Origin of the sequence: Rhizobium sp. OAE497 (genome assembly GCF_040546565.1) — a bacterium.
Taxonomy (GTDB): domain Bacteria; phylum Pseudomonadota; class Alphaproteobacteria; order Rhizobiales; family Rhizobiaceae; genus Rhizobium.
This window is the reverse complement of record NZ_JBEPOA010000001.1, coordinates 3370227-3385792: the sequence shown is the minus strand read 5'-3', so window position 1 is coordinate 3385792 and position 15566 is coordinate 3370227. Positions and strand designations below refer to the sequence as shown.

Sequence of the window (15566 nt, the reverse complement as noted above, 5' to 3'; positions counted from 1 at the left end):
GTCAGGCGGGCAGCGCCGAGGCTTCGTACATGGCGGCAAACTCGGCGCTCGGCGGGATCGGCTTGATGATGTCGATCAGCACGCCGTTCGGATCGGCGGTGATGAAATGCCGCTGGCCGAAATCCTCGTCGCGCAGATCGCGCATGATCGGCAGCCCGGCCGTCTTGCATGCGGTATAGATCGTATCGACATCCTCGACCTCGAAATTCAGAAGCAGGCCGGAGACCTTGCCGCGCGCCTGCTCGGGAATGGTCTCGTGGCTGCCGTCGAGGACTGCAAGGGTGACGTTCTCATTTTCCATGGACTGGAGATGGACGTACCAGTCGGCTTCAAATAGCGCCTGAAAGCGGAAATGCGTGATGTAGAAGGCTGCCGTGGCCGCTACGTCATCGGTCATGATCACCGGATAATAGCTCGTCGATTTCATTTCGTTGCTCCTCTTTAATTTGCGTACAGCTTGTATGTTTTTTCGTTTAACATACATGCAGCGTGTATGTAAATAGAGGATATGAGCAGGACCAATCGCGAACGAACCGAGCAGACACAGCAGGCGCTGATTGCGGCCGCGCGCCGCCTCTTCGTCGACAAGGGCTATGCCGAGACCGCGACGCCGGACATCGTTTCGGCGGCGGGTGTGACGCGCGGGGCGCTCTATCACCATTTCGAGGACAAGCGGGCGCTGTTCCGGGCGGTCATCGAACAGGAAGCGGAGAGGGTGGCCGAAGAGATCGAGAGCCGCTCTGCGGATGCGCAGTCGCCGCGCGATGCGCTGCTTTCGGGGGCTTCGGCCTATTTCGATGCCATGGCGGCGGAGGGGCGCACGCGGCTTCTTTTGCTGGAAGCACCGGCCGTTCTCGGCGCCGAAGCGTCGGCGATCGACCGCGAGAATGCCGAGGAAAGCCTGCGGCGGGGATTGGCGGCGATGCTGCCGGCCGCCGGGGCGCAGCTTGGAGCGCTGACATCACTCTTGTCAGCCGCCTTTGACCGCGCGGCGATCGAGATTGAGCAGGGCGGGGTGCGGAAGGACTACGAGAGGGCGATTGCCAGCCTACTCGACGGCCTCGCCGATCACCTGCGGCGGTAGCTCGACCAGCGGTGCCGGCATTTCCCAGGTCTTCTCCGCCGACTTACAGATATCGGCGATGATACAGTGTTCGCATTCCGGGCGTCTGGCCTTGCAGGTATAGCGCCCATGCAGGATCAGCCAGTGATGGGCGTGGTAGAGATACTGTTTCGGCACCACCTTCATCATCCGCTCTTCGACCTCATCCGGCGTCTTGCCGGGGGCGAGCCTGATGCGGTTGGCAATGCGGAAGATATGGGTATCGACGGCCATCGTCGCCTGGCCGAAGGCCATGGAGAGCACGACATTCGCGGTCTTGCGGCCGACGCCCGGCAGGCGAATGAGCTCTTCGAGCGTCTGTGGCACGACGCCGCCGAAATCATTGACCAGCATCTGCGACAGAGCCATGACGTTCTTCGCCTTGTTGCGATAGAGGCCGATGGTCTTGATGTAGTCGCGCACCCGGTCTTCACCGAGAGCCAGCATCTTCTCGGGGGTGTCTGCCGCCTTGAAGAGGGCGCGGGTCGCCTTGTTGACGCCGGCGTCGGTCGCCTGCGCCGAAAGCGCCACGGCGACCACGAGCGTGAAAGGATTGCTGTGCTCCAGTTCGCCCTTCGGCTCCGGCCGCTGGATCGAAAAGCGGCGGAAGATCTCTTCGCGCTCGGCCTCGGAATAGGCGGTGCGCACCGCGGTCTTCTTGCGGCGGACGATCACTTTTGAGTTTGCGGAAGTCCGGGAAGCGGATTTGAGTTTCGGTTCGGCCATGGACAATCTATACTCGCCAGCCATGACGGAAAGCAACGCCGACAGCGCGCGCGAACAGCCTGTTTTCGCAGCCGAACTTTTCCCTTACCGCTCTCTCGGCCGCAAGGGCTTCCGCATCCTGCTGGCGATATCCGGCGGTATCTGCTTCCTCTACGGCATGTTCTTTATCGTCACCGGCGCCTGGCCGATCGGCTTCTTCTTCGGGCTTGATTTCGCGCTGCTCTACGGCGCTTTCTGGCTGAACTACCGGTCGGGGCGGGCACGCGAGGAAGTGACGGTGTCGCGTACAGATGTGGCGATCCGCAAGTTCGCGCCGTCGGGCAAGATGGTCGAGCATCATTTCAATCCCTTCTGGACCCGCTTTCTCGTGCGGCGGCATGAAGAGATCGGCATTCTTTCGATGCATGTCTCGGGGCAGGGGCGGCGCACCGATATCGGCTCTTTCCTCAATCCTGACGATCGCGAGAGTTTTGCGAAGGCCTTCAAGGGGGCGCTCGCCACCGTCAAGCAGCGGTTATGAAAGTGGCGCAAGAAACGGGTGGCTTGCGAGATCGCCCTTGATTATCTCCTTGTTACAAGGAGAAATACGATGAACATGATCGCAAATCTGAACAGAGACATCACGCCTGACGGTCCCGACTACGAGACCGTGCGGCAGGTCATCGAATTGATCACCGAGGATTACCGCGACCAGCCTTCGCTGGACGATATCGCCGCGCGCCTCAACCAGTCGCCGACGCAGCTGCAGAAGACTTTTACGCGCTGGGCCGGGCTTTCGCCGAAAGCCTTCCTGCAGGCGGTGACGCTCGATCATGCCAAGCGGCTGCTGCGGCAGGAAGAGCTGCCGCTGCTGGAGACGTCGTTCGAAGTCGGCCTATCCGGGCCGAGCCGCTTGCACGATCTCTTCGTGACGCACGAGGCGATGTCGCCAGGGGAATGGAAGGCAAGGGGTGGCGGGCTGACAATCCGCTATGGCTTCCACCATTCGCCGTTCGGCGTGGCCTTGGTCATGGCCACCGATCGTGGTCTGGCGGGCCTTGCCTTCAGCGATCTCGGAGACGAGGCGGCCTGTTTCGACGATATGGCCTGCCGCTGGCCGAATGCCGAATATGTCGAGGACAATCAGGCGACGGCGCCCTATGCCGAACGCATCTTCCAGCCGGGCAAGTGGTCGTCAGAGCAGCCGCTGCGGGTGGTGCTGATCGGCACGGACTTCCAGGTGCGCGTCTGGGAAAGCCTGCTGAAGATCCCCTTCGGCAAGGCCGTCACCTATAGCGATATCGCCAATGACATCGGCAATCCGAAGGCGATGCGGGCTGTCGGGGCTGCTGTTGGCGCCAACCCGATTTCCTTCGTCGTGCCCTGCCATCGTGCGCTCGGCAAGAGTGGTGCGCTGACGGGCTATCATTGGGGTCTGACGCGCAAGCGTGCGATGCTTGGGTGGGAGTCGGCGCACGCCTGATAGTTTTGCGCGAGCAGCCCTCTATAACTTCGAGCGAGCAGCCCCCTCATCCGGCTGCCGCCACCTTCTCCCCTCGGGGAGAAGGTGCCCGAAGGGCGGATGAGGGGGCCAGATCCGCAGAGCTAGCCTTCCGTCAATTCCAGCAGCGCCTTCGCGGCACTCTCATCGGTGATCAACGTGTTGCAGCCGATGCGCTTGATCGTTGCGCGGATGGCGGTGGCGCGGTGGGCGCCGCCTGAGGAGAGCACGATGTGCTTGGCCTTCTTCAGCGTATCGAGATCGACCGACATGACGCGGCTGTTGATCGAGTGATCGATGGTGTTGCCGTCCTTGTCGAGGAAGTTGAACATCGTATCGCAGACGCAGCCGGCGTCGATCAGTTCCTGCAGTTCGGCCTTGGAGATCCAGCCCTCCGACAGGGAGGTGGAGTGCGGGCCGATATCGCCGCAGGAGACGATGGCGAGATCGAGATTTTCGGCGAGGCGGTAGATGGTTTCCAGCCCGCATTTGTCGATCAGGTTCCGCTTCGTCTCGGTGGAGTCGACGAGCAGTGGCGCCAGGAACATGTAGCATTCGGCGCCGAGCTGGTTTGCCAGGCGCCAGGTATAATCGATCGGGTTCGTCTGATGTACCGCGACGATGCCGCCGAGCAGCGACACCACCTTGCAATTGTCGCGTCGGGGCGGGCGGAAGCTTGAAAGCGATGCCGTCATTGTGCGGCCCCAGCCGACGCCGATCGTGTAGTCGTCGGGGATTGCCTCGGAGAGAAACTGGCCGAGCGCCAGGCCGACGCTTTTTGCCAGAGCATTGACGTCGTTGTTGACGGGCGAGGGAACGACGATTGCCTCGTCGAGGCCATAGGCGCGTTCCAGCTTGACCGAAAGCTCGACGCAGTCGCCGATGGAATCGTTGATCCAGATCTGCACTTCGCTGCGCTTCATCGCCTCGTCGAGGAGGCGGATCACAGTCGTGCGGCTGATGCCGAGCTGCTCGGCAACATCCTTCTGGGTCAGGCCCTGATTGTAATAGAGCCATGCCGCCCGCAGACGCAGCGACGAGGCTTCGGAATAGGCGGTATGCGTGCCGCGCTTCAGCTTGACCACATCTTCTCTCGCGAAAATTTCACCCTAGTTTGCTTCAGCAAGCGAAAGGGGTGCAGGCATTCCTTTGTTCCCCGGCGATAATGACGGGTGTGACACTTATGTCAATTGAAATGCACAAATGTCCTTGACTTTCGATGAACTGGATTGCCATATTATCGATGACAGAAGTCGTTCTTGTCCGTCCGAGGAGGACAGTGTGCGGGCATGCGGGAAGTCAGGACCGGCCATGGTGCCGCGGGCATTGCCTGCGCGGAATTATCGCGCCATTCTTTCCCTCCGCACCGGGAACACTGCGGGTGTTCCTCACGTTAGCCCAATAGCCGTGATGGAGCCGCGCCTTTTCGCCTGCAACACGAACGTCAGCATTCCGTAGATTACCTCTTTTCCGGGCGAAGATCGCGCCGGTCCGCAGCTCAGTCACAAAGGATTTTGACCATGACATCCAAGCTTGACCAACTCCGCGAGATAACCACGGTGGTTGCCGATACCGGCGACATCGAGGCTGTTGCCCGTCTGAAGCCGGTCGATTGCACCACGAACCCGAGCATCGTTCTGAAGGCATTGGGCACGCCGATGTTTGCCGATGCGATCAAGGAAGGCGTTGCCTGGGGCAAGAAGCAGGGCGGCAATGCCGAGGCCGTTTCGGCTGCCGTTGCCGATCGTCTGGCGATCTCCGTTGGTGCGGCTCTCGTGAAGCTCGTTCCGGGTCGCGTTTCGACGGAAGTCGATGCCGACCTTTCCTTCGACACCGAGGCATCGCTTGCCAAGGCTCGTTCGATCATCGCTGCCTACAAGGAGCGCGGCATCGAGCGTGACCGCATCCTGATCAAGCTCGCTTCCACCTGGGAAGGCATCCGCGCTGCCGAAGTGCTGCAGAAGGAAGGCATCGACTGCAACCTGACACTTCTCTTCTCGAAGGCCCAGGCCGTTGCCTGCGCCGACGCCAAGGTGTTCCTGATCTCGCCCTTCGTCGGCCGTATCCTCGACTGGTACAAGAAGTCGACCGGCAAGGAGTTCACCCCTGAGGAAGATCCGGGCGTCATCTCCGTTCGCGACATCTACAACTACTACAAGGCCAACGACATCAAGACGATCGTCATGGGCGCCTCGTTCCGCAGCGCCGGCGAAATCGAAGCGCTGGCCGGTTGCGACCGCCTGACGATCGCTCCGAACCTGCTCGACGAACTGTCCAACGACCAGGGCAAGCTGGAGCGCAAGCTCTCGCCCGAGACCGTCAAGCCGGCTGCGAAGATCAGCGTCGACGAAAAGACCTTCCGCTGGATGATGAACGAAGATGCGATGGCGACCGAAAAGCTCGCCGAAGGCATCCGCGCCTTCGCCAAGGACCTCGGCACGCTGCGCGGCATGGTTCAGAAGGAACTGCAGCTCGCCGCTGCCTGATCCTGCCGGATAAGTGTTTGAAAAGGCCCGGACGCCGATGGTGTCCGGGCCTTTTTCATGGTGATATCGTCAGCCGAGGCAGGAGAAGCGAAATGGCAGGCAGCAAGCGCTCCGGTTTTATGACCTACGCAATCAGACACGGCAGTTTCATCATCGCCTTCGCCGCCGGGTTCGCCGTTTTCCTGCTGCTGACATCGCGTGACGTGAACGCCAAGAACGTCCTGGTCGGCTGGAATGTCACGGCTATCGTCTTCATCGGCATCAGCTGGCGCAAGATGCTGCGTGCAACCGTCTCGGATATCCGGCGGCGCTCGGAGGATCTGGATTTCTCCGATACGTTCGTGCTGTTCCTGTCGATCGCCGCCGCAGTGGCCAGCATTGCCGGCATCGGCCTCGAGCTGCATTCCGTCAAGGATGCTCCCCCTGACGTCGCCTTCGCACGGGCGATCGCGGCGGTCGTTACGATCTTGATTTCATGGGTGTTCCTGCACACGCTCTTCACCATCCACTATGCCCACCGCTTCTATGGCGGGCCGGATAAGGGCGAGGGGCTGATGTTTCCGGACAAGATAGAGGAGCCCACCTATTGGGACTTCCTCTATTTCTCCTTCACCATCGGAGTGGCGGCGCAGACCGCCGATGTGGCGGTGTCATCGCGGATCATGCGCAAGATCGCCCTGCTGCATGCGATCCTGTCGTTTCTTTTCAACACGACGATCCTGGCATTGGCGATCAATGTCGGGGCGAGCCTGCTTTAGGCCCGCCCGTGAGACGCGGTGGGTGCTAGAGAATGGCTTGTCCCGCCATCAGCGCGAGGATGAGGAAGATCAGGAAGATCACCAGCGCGATGCCGAAGAGGACGCGCGCGATCGTCGCGGTGGCGGCCGAGATGCCGGAGAAGCCGAAGAAGCCGGCGATCAGCGAAATGACGAAAAATATGAGAGCCCACTTAAGCATGGAAGTTTCCTCTGTGTTGGACGCAGAAGATGACGCGGCAGACGGCGATTTGTTCCCGCATCAGAATAAAATCGATTGAAATAACAGGCGATTTTCTAATGTTCCGGCATCGCCGGGTTGCGGGGCTTTTCAACTGGGCTTCGATCTGTTTCAAACTTTGCCCAGGAAGCGCCCCCAATTCCTAAGGATGACGATCTGCCGCATATTTGTGCGTGGCAGGCGGGCTGAAGGCGTGGGGATTTTCCATCGATTTGCCCCATCGACGAAAGTGCCTTGATGTCCTCCCTCTTTGATCCCGCCGTCATTTCCATCTATCTCGAAGTCATCATGATCAACATCATCCTCTCCGGGGATAATGTGATCGTCATCGGCATGGCTGCCGCCGGTCTTGCGCCTGAACTGCGCGGTAAGGCGATCGTGTCCGGTATCGCCGCTGCCGCCGTCATCCGCATCGTCTTCGCCGTCATTGCCGCGGAGCTGCTCGTCATCAAGGGCATCAACCTGATCGGCGGGCTGCTGCTCCTCTGGATCTGCTGGACGATGTTCAAGGAGCTGCGGGAAGCCGGCGACGAAGAAGAGGGTGGCGACGAGGCCGGGCATCATGCCCACAAGCCGAAGCTGCTGCGCCAGGCGATCGGCCAGATCATCTTCGCCGATCTTTCCATGTCGCTGGATAACGTGCTGGCCGTCGCAGGGGCGGCGAAGTCGAACATGACGGCGCTGATCTTCGGCCTCATCCTCTCCGTCGTTCTGATGGGCGTTGCCTCGAATTTCGTTGCGAAGCTGCTCAGCCGCTTCCGTTGGATCGGCTGGATCGGGCTGGCGATCATCGTCTATGTCGCGCTCGACATGATCTGGGAAGGCGGCTGGGAAGTCTGGACCCTCTATGGGGCGCAGATCGCCGGTTAGGGCTTCAGGCCGGAGAGCAGCGCGATCAGCTGTGCCTGGCGCTGCGTTCCGGTTTTCGAGAGCACGCGTTTCACATAGCCGCGCGCCGTCTCATATTGCAGGCCGCAGATCGTGGCGATCTCGCGCGGCGAGGATCCGTCGAGCAGCAGCCGTGCCACCGTCGCCTCCTGGGGCGTCAGCGAAAAGGTGCTGCGCAAGAGCTCGATGCTCGGGCCGTCGCGCTCGCCGAGATCGGTGATCAGCGCCACGACACTCGAATGGGCGAAGAGATCGGCCGCAAAGCCCTGCAGCTTCTGAACGCGGGCCACGAGCGGCGGCTTTCCCGTCCGGGTGATGCGAATGGCAGGCAGTTCGATGAACAGCGCGCCGTCGGCGGCCGAGAGCACCTGGCGCTGCAGCTGTGCCGCCTCGCTCTGCTTCAGGGTGAAAAGCTCTCCCCCGGCGATACGGATTTCCTCGTCGAGCAGGCCTTCGGCCCGGGCGTTGAGATGCGTAATGCGGCCCTTGCGGTCGAAGAAGATCGCTGCCGCAGCCGTCATATCGAAGGCTTCGCCCATGCCGCCGACCTTCGCCGCATCCAGCGTGCGCACCAGTTCGGCTGCTGATGACAGGCTCGATTGCATGCCGAGAAGCGCCGCCTCGTCATTGCGGTCGAAGGGGGCATCATGGATGCCGCGCTGCAGGTTGATGCTGAGCGTCGTGCCGCGGGCCTGAAACAGCACCATCGCGGAATAGCGCATGCCGAAGCGCGCCAGGAAGTCGGCATAGAAGGCGTGCTGCGAGAAATCGCTACTGGTGGCAATGTCATGCTCGATGACGACGCCCTTGGTCAGGCCGATCTGCAGGCCGCGCTCGCGAAAGTCCCGCTTGTACCAGCCTTCCGAGAAATAGATGTCGAAGGCCTCTAGAAAATTAGGGGTGGTGAGGACGCCGGCCTCGAATTTTCCACGCACCGGCATGATGTGGGTGCCGACCGAGCCGGTGGCCCGGCTGATCGCCTCCAGCGTGCCGTCCCATTGTTCCGGCATCAGCGCCGAATCCATCAGGCCGCCAAGGGCGCGCTGGAGTTCCGGAATATTAATCTGCGATGCCATTGAAAGTAATCAGCCTTTTTAGCCCCCCGCGGCTATTGCCAAGGCTTTGCTCAAATATGGAGCATATATTCGTTCAACGCAATATTGAAATATATCCACAAAAAGACCGCCGTAGTTGTTTACGGCGGTCTGAAATCACAAATATGTTATCTCAATAACCCGTTTGGGTTATTCAGCCGTGGTTGATCATTACATGGCGCACGGCGGTATAATCTTCGAGCGCGTAGACCGACATGTCCTTGCCATAGCCGGATTGCTTCAGGCCGCCATGCGGCATTTCGTTGGTGAGCATGAAGTGGGTGTTGATCCACGTGCAGCCATATTGCAGGCGGGCGGCGGTCTTCATGCCGCGGCCGATATCCTTGGTCCAGACGGAGGAGGCGAGGCCGTAATCGCTGTCGTTCGCCCAGGTGACGGCGTCCTCGACATCGCTGAAACGGGTGACGGAGACGACCGGGCCGAAGACTTCGCGACGGACGATCTCGTCGTCCTGCGTGGCGCCGGCAATCACGGTCGGCGTGTAGAAGAAGCCCTTGTCGCCCGAGGTCTTGCCGCCTGTGGTGATCTCCATGTGCTTGTGCTCGGAGGCGCGGGCGACAAAGCTCTCGACGCGGTCGCGCTGACGCTTGGAGATCAGCGGGCCGATCTCGTTTTCGGTGTCGTCGGCCTGGTTGAACTTGATCGACGAGACAGCCGAAGACAGGTCGGCGACGAAGCGGTCATAGACCTTGGCATCGGCATAGATGCGGCAGGCGGCGGTGCAATCCTGGCCGGCATTGTAATAGCCGAAGGTGCGGATGCCGGCGACGACCGCATCGATATCGGCGTCGTCGAAGACGATGACGGGAGCCTTGCCGCCAAGTTCCAGATGGGTGCGCTTGACGGTCTTGGCGGCGGCCTGCAGCACCTTCTTGCCGGTCGCGACATCGCCGGTGATCGAGACCATGCCGATCTTCGGATGGTTGATCAGCGCGTTGCCGACGCTTTCGCCGCGGCCGAGGATGACGTTGACGACACCTTCGGGCAGGATCTCGGAGAGCAGCTTTGCCATTTTCAGCGCCGTCAGCGGCGTCTGTTCTGAAGGCTTGAAGACGACGGTGTTGCCGCCGGCGATTGCCGGTGCCAGCTTCCAGGCCATCATCATCAGCGGGTAGTTCCAGGGCGCGATCGAGCCGACGATGCCGATCGGGTCGCGGCGGATCATTGAGGTGTGGCCCGGCAGGTATTCGCCGGCGGCGGGGGCGTGCAGGTTGCGCACGGCGCCTGCGAAGAAGCGGTAGCAATCGACGATCGCCGGGATTTCGTCATTGAGGACGGCGTTGATCGGCTTGCCGCAGTTCAGCGCCTCGAGCGCGGCGAAACCCGCGGCATCCTTCTCGATCGCATCGGCAATCTTCAGGAGATAAGAAGAGCGCTCGCCGGGCGTCGTCTGCGACCAGCTCTTGAAAGCCTTCTCGGCGGCATCGACGGCGTTGTCGATCTGGCCGAGCGAGGCTTCCGGCAGGTCGACGACCTTCTCGCCGGTCTTGGGGTTGAGGACGTGTTCCTCCGTCTCCGTGCCCGCTTCGAAACGCGAACCGATCAGCATTTGGGTGTCCATGATGTTCTCCCTTTCGTTCATCGAGCGGATGGGGGCATCCCACTCTGGTTTATTTTCCGGCCCCGGCGATCTGGTCGCCGTCGCGGGTGAGGTAATAGGCTGCCAGGATCGGCAGGAAGGTGACGAGCACGACGACCATGGCGACCACGTTGGTCACCGGGCGCTGGCGCGGACGGATCAGCTCTTCCAGCATCCAGATCGGCAGCGTCGATTGCTGGCCGCCGGTGAAGGTGGTCACGATGACTTCGTCGAAAGACAGCGCGAAGGCAAGCATGCCGCCTGCCAAGAGCGCCGTGCCGATATTCGGCAGCACGACATGGCGGAAGGTCTGGAAGCCGTCGGCACCGAGATCCATCGAGGCTTCAATCAGCGATCCCTGCGTGCGGCGGAAGCGGGCGACGGCGTTGTTGTAGACGACGACGACGCAGAAGGTGGCGTGGCCGAGGACGATCGTCCAGACCGAGAAGGGAATGTCGAACAGGCTGAAGGCGGAGCGCAGCGCAATGCCGGTGATGATGCCGGGAAGGGCAATCGGCAGGATGACGAGCAGCGAGATCGCCTCCCGGCCGAAGAATTTCGTCTGGCTGACAGCGGCAGCGCAGAGGGTGCCGAGCACGAGCGCAATCGCCGTTGCGATGCAGGCGACCTGAACGGACAGGCCGAGCGCCGACCAGACATCCGGGCGGTTCCAGGCAATGGCGAACCACTGGAGCGTCAGGCCCGGTGGCGGCCATTGATAGCTCTTTTCCTCCGTCGTGAAGGCGTAGACGAAGATCAAGAGGATCGGCAGGTGCAGGAAGAGCAATCCGGCACCGGCGGCAATCTTCAGGAGAAGCGGGGATTTCTGTCCGCGGTCAGAGCGCATCGAAAGCCCCCATGCGTTTGGCAAGCCAGAGATAGACGGCCATGATGACGATCGGCACGACCGAGAAGGCGGCGGCAAGCGGCACGTTGCCGGCCGTGCCCTGCTGCGTATAGACCGCCTGGCCGATGAAGAGGCGCGACGAGCCGATGATCTGCGGGATGATGTAATCGCCGAGCGTCAGCGAGAAGGTGAAGATCGATCCGGCGACGATTCCCGGCAGCGCTAGCGGGAAGAGCACCGTGCGGAAAGTCTGGCGCGGGGTGGCGCCGAGATCCGACGAGGCCTCGATCAGGTTTCCGGGCACGCGCTCGAGCGCTGCCTGCGTCGGCAGGATCATGTAGGGCAGCCAGATATAGACGAAGACGATGAAGGTGCCGAGGTAGCTGACCGAGAGCGAATTGCCGCCGACCACGGGCAGGTTCAGGATGCCGTCGAGCAGCCAGGAAAGGTAAAGCTTGTCGAAGAACCAGGTGAGGATGCCTTCCTTGGCGAGGATCAGCTTCCAGGCATAGATCTTGACGAGATAGCTCGACCAGAGCGGCAGCATGATGCCGAGATAGAAGAGTACCTTCCACTTTCCCTTGGCATAGCGCGCCGCATAATAGGCGATCGGGAAGGCGATGACGGCGGAAGCGAGGGTGACGAGCGCCGCCATCAGGATGGTGCGGACGATGATGTCGAAATTGGTCGGGTTCAGCAGCTGCGCATAGGTCGACAGCGTGAACTCGTAGCTGATCATCCCGGAGAAATCGTCGATCGAGAAGAAGCTCTGCAGCAGCAGCGCGATCAGCGAGCCGATATAGATGATGCCGAGCCAGAGCAGCGGCGGTGTCAGCATCAGGAAGAGCAGCAGTTTCGGATGGCGCCAGAAGGCGTCCGAGAGGCGGCCGAAGAAGCCGCCGCGCCCCGGCAGGATCGATGTGTCCTTGCCTGTCATCGCAATGGCGCTCATGCCGCATCATCCATGTAGTGGACGTCGCCCGGCTGCCAGCCGAGACGAACGTTGGAGCCGACATCAGGCACGTCCGCACCGGCGGGCAGCATGACATGCAGGCGCGTGCCGCGGATATCGACGGTCAGGCGTGTCGCAGCACCGAGGAAGCTTGCGTTATCGACGCGGGCCTCCGTGCCGTCGCCGAGACGGATCGCCTCGGGGCGCAGGCTCGCCCAGCGCTTCTCACCGCCGAGCGAGGCCATGAAATCCGGGGCGATGACGTTCGATGAGCCGACGAAATCGGCGACGAAGCGGGTCTTCGGGCGGCGGTAGATATCGTGCGGTGTGCCTTCCTGGACGATGCCACCATTGTTGAAGACGGCGACGCGGTCGGCCATCGACAGGGCCTCGCCCTGATCGTGGGTGACGAAGATGAAGGTGATGCCGAGGGCGCGCTGCAGGCTCTTCAACTCTTCCTGCATCTGTTCGCGCAGCTTCAGATCGAGCGCGCCGAGCGGTTCGTCGAGGAGCAGCACCTTCGGCTTGTTGACGAGGGCGCGGGCGAGCGCCACGCGCTGCCGCTGGCCGCCGGAGAGCTGGCCCGGACGACGGCTGCCATAGCCCGGCAGCTTGACGAGTTCGAGCGCCTTTTCCGCTTCGCGCAGGCGTTCGGCCTTGCCTGTTCCCTTGACCATCAGGCCGTAGGCGACGTTGTCGAGAATGTTGAGATGCGGGAAGAGCGCGTAGTCCTGGAAGACGGTGTTGACGTTGCGCCGGTAGGGCGGCACGCCTTCGGCCTTCTCGCCGAAAATCTGGATATGGCCGCCAGTCGGCTGCTCGAAGCCGGCGATCAGGCGCAGGCATGTCGTCTTGCCGGAGCCGGACGGACCGAGCATGGCAAAGAATTCGCCGGGCGCGATCTCGAGATCGACGCCGTCAACGGCGCGAACCTGGCCGAAATGACGCGAGACCTGCTGGAAACGGACGGCGGGTGTCATGGGTGGGCTCCAGTCTTGGCATTCAGTCTTGGATTTCAATTGCGGTGTTCAGACCCCGCCCCAAACCCCTCCCCACAAGGGGGAGGGGCTTAAACCCCGCCTTGTCCCTCTCGGAGAACGCAGACGCTGAGATTGGAACGAGGCGGTGCCGCTTGCTGGCCCCTCCCCCTTGTGGGGAGGGGTTGGGGAGGGGCGCTTTACCGCCCGCCGATCACGCCGACATAGTCGGAAACCCAGCGGTGATAGGGCACGCATTCGCTCTGTGTCGTGCACTTCGCGACCGGGGTCTTCCAGAACTTGATCTTGTCGAAGTGGTCGAAGCCGTTGGTGGCGCAACCGGTGTCGCTCATCAGTTCGTTGCCCTTGCAGGCGGCCGGGACCGAGGGAACGGCGCCGAACCAGGCGGCGGCATCGCCCTGGACCTTGGCAGACAGCGAGTGTTCCATCCACATATAGGCGCAGTTCGGATGCTCGGCGTCGGCATGCAGCATGGTGGTGTCAGCCCAGCCGGTGACGCCTTCTTCCGGGAAGGTCGAGGCGATCTTCTGCTTGTCGGCCTGCATCAGGTTGACCTGGAAGGGCCACGAGCCGGAGGCGACGACGCCTTCGTTCTTGAAGTCGTCGATCTGGATCATCGCATCGTGCCAGTAGCGGGAGACGAGCTTGCGCTGGCCGCGCAGCAGGTCGAGGGCCGCCTTGTACTGGTCTTCGTTCAGCTCGTAGGGATCCTTGATGCCAAGCTCAGGCTTGTGCGCCATCAGATACATGGCGGCATCGGCGATATAGATCGCGCCGTCATAGGCCTGGACGCGGCCCTTGTTGGACTTGCCGTCAGGCAGGGTTTCTTCCTCGAAGACAACCTTCCAGCTGGTCGGCGCCTTATCCTTGAAGGCGTCGGTATTGTACATCAGGACGTTCGGTCCCCAGAGATAGGGAACGCCGTAGTGGACGCCGCCGACCGTGTACCACGGGCCGTTCTGCAGGCGCGGATCGACATTCTTGAAGCCGGGGATCAGATCGGTATTGATCGGCTGGACGCGCTTGCCGGCGATGAGACGAAGCGAGGCATCCCCCGATGCCGTCACGAGGTCGAAGCCGCCTTCGTTCATCAACGAGACCATTTCGTCGGATGTGGCGGCCGTCTTGACGGTCACCTTGCAGCCGGTGTCCTTTTCGAAGCCGGTTACCCAGTCGTAATTCTTGTCGGTTTCGCCGCGCTCGATATAGCCGGCCCATGCGACGATGCTGACTGCACCTTCGCCCTTGCCCAGTTCCTTCAGCGGTTCGGCGGCAATCACCTGCGTTGCGAAGCTCAGGCACGCGAGCGCGGCCGTGCAGGATTTCAAGAGATTCGTCATCGTCTGTCTCCCGGTTTGAGCCGCTTGCTGCGGCATTTTGTTCCCGGTTGAAAAGTTGCGATGAAAAATCCGCTTTCGCAAATTCATTTATCAGAAAGACGTTATCGGAAATTCCGATATCAGGAGCGGACGCGGCCGGAGCGCATGCTTTCGGCGATACCGACGAAGTCGCGCGCCGCCTGCGGCAGGCTCGATCCCTTGCGCCAGACCATGCCGACCTGAACGACGGGGAGCGATCCCGAAACATCGCGGCTTTCGATGCGGTCGCCTTCCAGCGACCAGGGGCGGTAGACGAGATCGGGCAGCAGGGCAACACCGGCGCCGGTGGCGACAAGGCTGCGGACCGCCTCGACCGAGCGGGTGCGGAACGCCACATGCGGGCGGGCGCCGAGGGCCGAGAGCAGCTTGCCGGTATTCTCCTCGATTTCGTCGACCGTCAGCATGATCAGCGGTTCGCGGGCGATATCGGCAACGGAGATGATATCGGCGGAGACCAGCGGATGGCCCATCGGCAACCAGAGGCGATAGGGCGAGGTTTCCAGGATTTCCGCCTGCAGCGCCATGCGGTCGCGCAGGTTGGAGATGACCATGACGGCGACATCGAGCTCGCCGCCGACAAGCAGATGTTCGAGATAGCCGCCATTGTCCTCGATGGCGCTGACATCGACGCCGGGGCAGGCGCGGCGGTAGCGGGCGAGGAGATCGGAGAGCACATAGCCGGCGACGAGCGAGGTGACGCCGATGTTCAGCGTTCCCGATAGTGCGCTTTGCTGGCCGGAAAAGCTGGTGCGCGCGTCCGAGACGGTCGCCAGGATCTTCGTGGCGTGGCGCAGGAACTGGTGGCCGTTATGGGTGATGGTCAGGCCGCGCGGATGGCGATCGAAGAGCGAGACGCCAAGATCGGTTTCCAGCTCTTTCAGCGCCTCTGTGACCGAGGATTGGGAGATGGAGAGGTTCTGCGCCGCACGCGTCACCGAACCCTGCTCGGCGACTGCGACGAAATATTGAAGCTGACGAAGCGTGAAGGCCATGCGGCTTTAGAGCATGCCGAAATACA

The 15566-nt window shown here is 61.7% G+C and carries 17 protein-coding genes; 6 read left to right on the top strand and 11 right to left on the bottom strand.

Going from position 1 to position 15566, the window contains the following annotated elements; genetic code table 11:
- Position 1: 1 nt before the first annotated feature.
- Complete coding sequence (locus ABIE40_RS16970; RefSeq protein ID WP_199628920.1) at positions 2-427, bottom strand: VOC family protein; 426 nt, start codon at positions 425-427, stop codon at positions 2-4.
- An 81-nt stretch (positions 428-508) separates the two neighbouring features.
- Here ABIE40_RS16970 and ABIE40_RS16965 point away from each other — a divergent pair, with 81 nt between their 5' ends.
- Positions 509-1084: a TetR/AcrR family transcriptional regulator gene (locus ABIE40_RS16965; protein ID WP_199628921.1), complete on the top strand. Its 576-nt coding sequence runs from the start codon at positions 509-511 to the stop codon at positions 1082-1084.
- Here the strand turns inward: ABIE40_RS16965 and nth are convergent.
- On the bottom strand, positions 1049-1852 hold the full coding sequence (gene nth, locus ABIE40_RS16960; RefSeq protein WP_199628922.1) for an endonuclease III: 804 nt from the start codon (positions 1850-1852) through the stop codon (positions 1049-1051). The two genes, ABIE40_RS16965 and nth, sit on opposite strands and share 36 nt — an antisense overlap.
- On the opposite strand from nth, the gene ABIE40_RS16955 reads away from it, so the two are divergent.
- The gene (locus tag ABIE40_RS16955; protein ID WP_130282387.1) at positions 1851-2348 is read left to right on the top strand and encodes a DUF2244 domain-containing protein; all 498 of its coding nucleotides are present in this window, start codon (positions 1851-1853) and stop codon (positions 2346-2348) included. The two genes, nth and ABIE40_RS16955, sit on opposite strands and share 2 nt — an antisense overlap.
- A gap of 69 nt (positions 2349-2417) precedes the next feature.
- On the top strand, positions 2418-3290 hold the full coding sequence (locus ABIE40_RS16950; protein WP_112719790.1) for a methylated-DNA--[protein]-cysteine S-methyltransferase: 873 nt from the start codon (positions 2418-2420) through the stop codon (positions 3288-3290).
- Positions 3291-3412: 122 nt separating this feature from the next.
- Here ABIE40_RS16950 and ABIE40_RS16945 read toward each other — a convergent pair whose 3' ends face one another.
- Complete coding sequence (locus ABIE40_RS16945) at positions 3413-4393, bottom strand: sugar-binding transcriptional regulator (protein WP_199628923.1); 981 nt, start codon at positions 4391-4393, stop codon at positions 3413-3415.
- 435 nt (positions 4394-4828) lie between these two features.
- On the opposite strand from ABIE40_RS16945, the gene tal reads away from it, so the two are divergent.
- Together tal and ABIE40_RS16935 are read left to right on the top strand one after the other, a co-directional pair.
- A complete protein-coding gene (gene tal / locus ABIE40_RS16940) occupies positions 4829-5794 on the top strand; it encodes a transaldolase (protein ID WP_112719788.1) in 966 nt (321 codons plus the stop codon).
- Between the two features lie 92 nt (positions 5795-5886).
- Entirely contained in the window at positions 5887-6552 is a 666-nt protein-coding gene (locus ABIE40_RS16935) for a DUF1345 domain-containing protein (protein ID WP_112719787.1), read from the top strand.
- Between the two features lie 25 nt (positions 6553-6577).
- Here the strand turns inward: ABIE40_RS16935 and ABIE40_RS16930 are convergent, their stop codons facing one another.
- Positions 6578-6751, bottom strand: coding sequence for a DUF1328 domain-containing protein (locus ABIE40_RS16930; protein WP_112719786.1), 174 nt, complete (start codon positions 6749-6751; stop codon positions 6578-6580).
- Positions 6752-7027: 276 nt separating this feature from the next.
- Between ABIE40_RS16930 and ABIE40_RS16925 the strand changes: the two genes are divergently transcribed.
- Positions 7028-7660, top strand: a complete 633-nt coding sequence (locus ABIE40_RS16925; RefSeq protein ID WP_199628924.1) for a YjbE family putative metal transport protein — start codon at positions 7028-7030, stop codon at positions 7658-7660.
- Here ABIE40_RS16925 and ABIE40_RS16920 read toward each other — a convergent pair.
- The 7 genes from ABIE40_RS16920 to ABIE40_RS16890 all read right to left on the bottom strand — a co-directional run bounded on the left by ABIE40_RS16920 (position 7657) and on the right by ABIE40_RS16890 (position 15540).
- Entirely contained in the window at positions 7657-8754 is a 1098-nt protein-coding gene (locus tag ABIE40_RS16920) for a helix-turn-helix transcriptional regulator (RefSeq protein ID WP_130282283.1), read from the bottom strand. The two genes, ABIE40_RS16925 and ABIE40_RS16920, sit on opposite strands and share 4 nt — an antisense overlap.
- A 172-nt stretch (positions 8755-8926) precedes the next feature.
- On the bottom strand, positions 8927-10354 hold the full coding sequence (locus ABIE40_RS16915; RefSeq protein WP_112719852.1) for a gamma-aminobutyraldehyde dehydrogenase: 1428 nt from the start codon (positions 10352-10354) through the stop codon (positions 8927-8929).
- 49 nt (positions 10355-10403) lie between these two features.
- Positions 10404-11219 (bottom strand): ABC transporter permease, encoded by an 816-nt coding sequence (locus tag ABIE40_RS16910; protein ID WP_199628925.1) that lies wholly within the window; start codon positions 11217-11219, stop codon positions 10404-10406.
- The gene (locus tag ABIE40_RS16905; RefSeq protein ID WP_130282279.1) at positions 11209-12171 is read right to left on the bottom strand and encodes an ABC transporter permease; all 963 of its coding nucleotides are present in this window, start codon (positions 12169-12171) and stop codon (positions 11209-11211) included. Before ABIE40_RS16905 ends, ABIE40_RS16910 begins: the two co-directional genes overlap by 11 nt.
- A complete protein-coding gene (locus ABIE40_RS16900) occupies positions 12168-13151 on the bottom strand; it encodes an ABC transporter ATP-binding protein (RefSeq protein WP_199628926.1) in 984 nt (327 codons plus the stop codon). The genes ABIE40_RS16905 and ABIE40_RS16900 overlap by 4 nt, the downstream gene beginning before the upstream one ends.
- A gap of 197 nt (positions 13152-13348) precedes the next feature.
- Entirely contained in the window at positions 13349-14509 is a 1161-nt protein-coding gene (locus ABIE40_RS16895) for an ABC transporter substrate-binding protein (protein WP_199628927.1), read from the bottom strand.
- 119 nt (positions 14510-14628) lie between these two features.
- A complete protein-coding gene (locus ABIE40_RS16890) occupies positions 14629-15540 on the bottom strand; it encodes a LysR family transcriptional regulator (protein WP_112719779.1) in 912 nt (303 codons plus the stop codon).
- Positions 15541-15566: the final 26 nt, after the last annotated feature.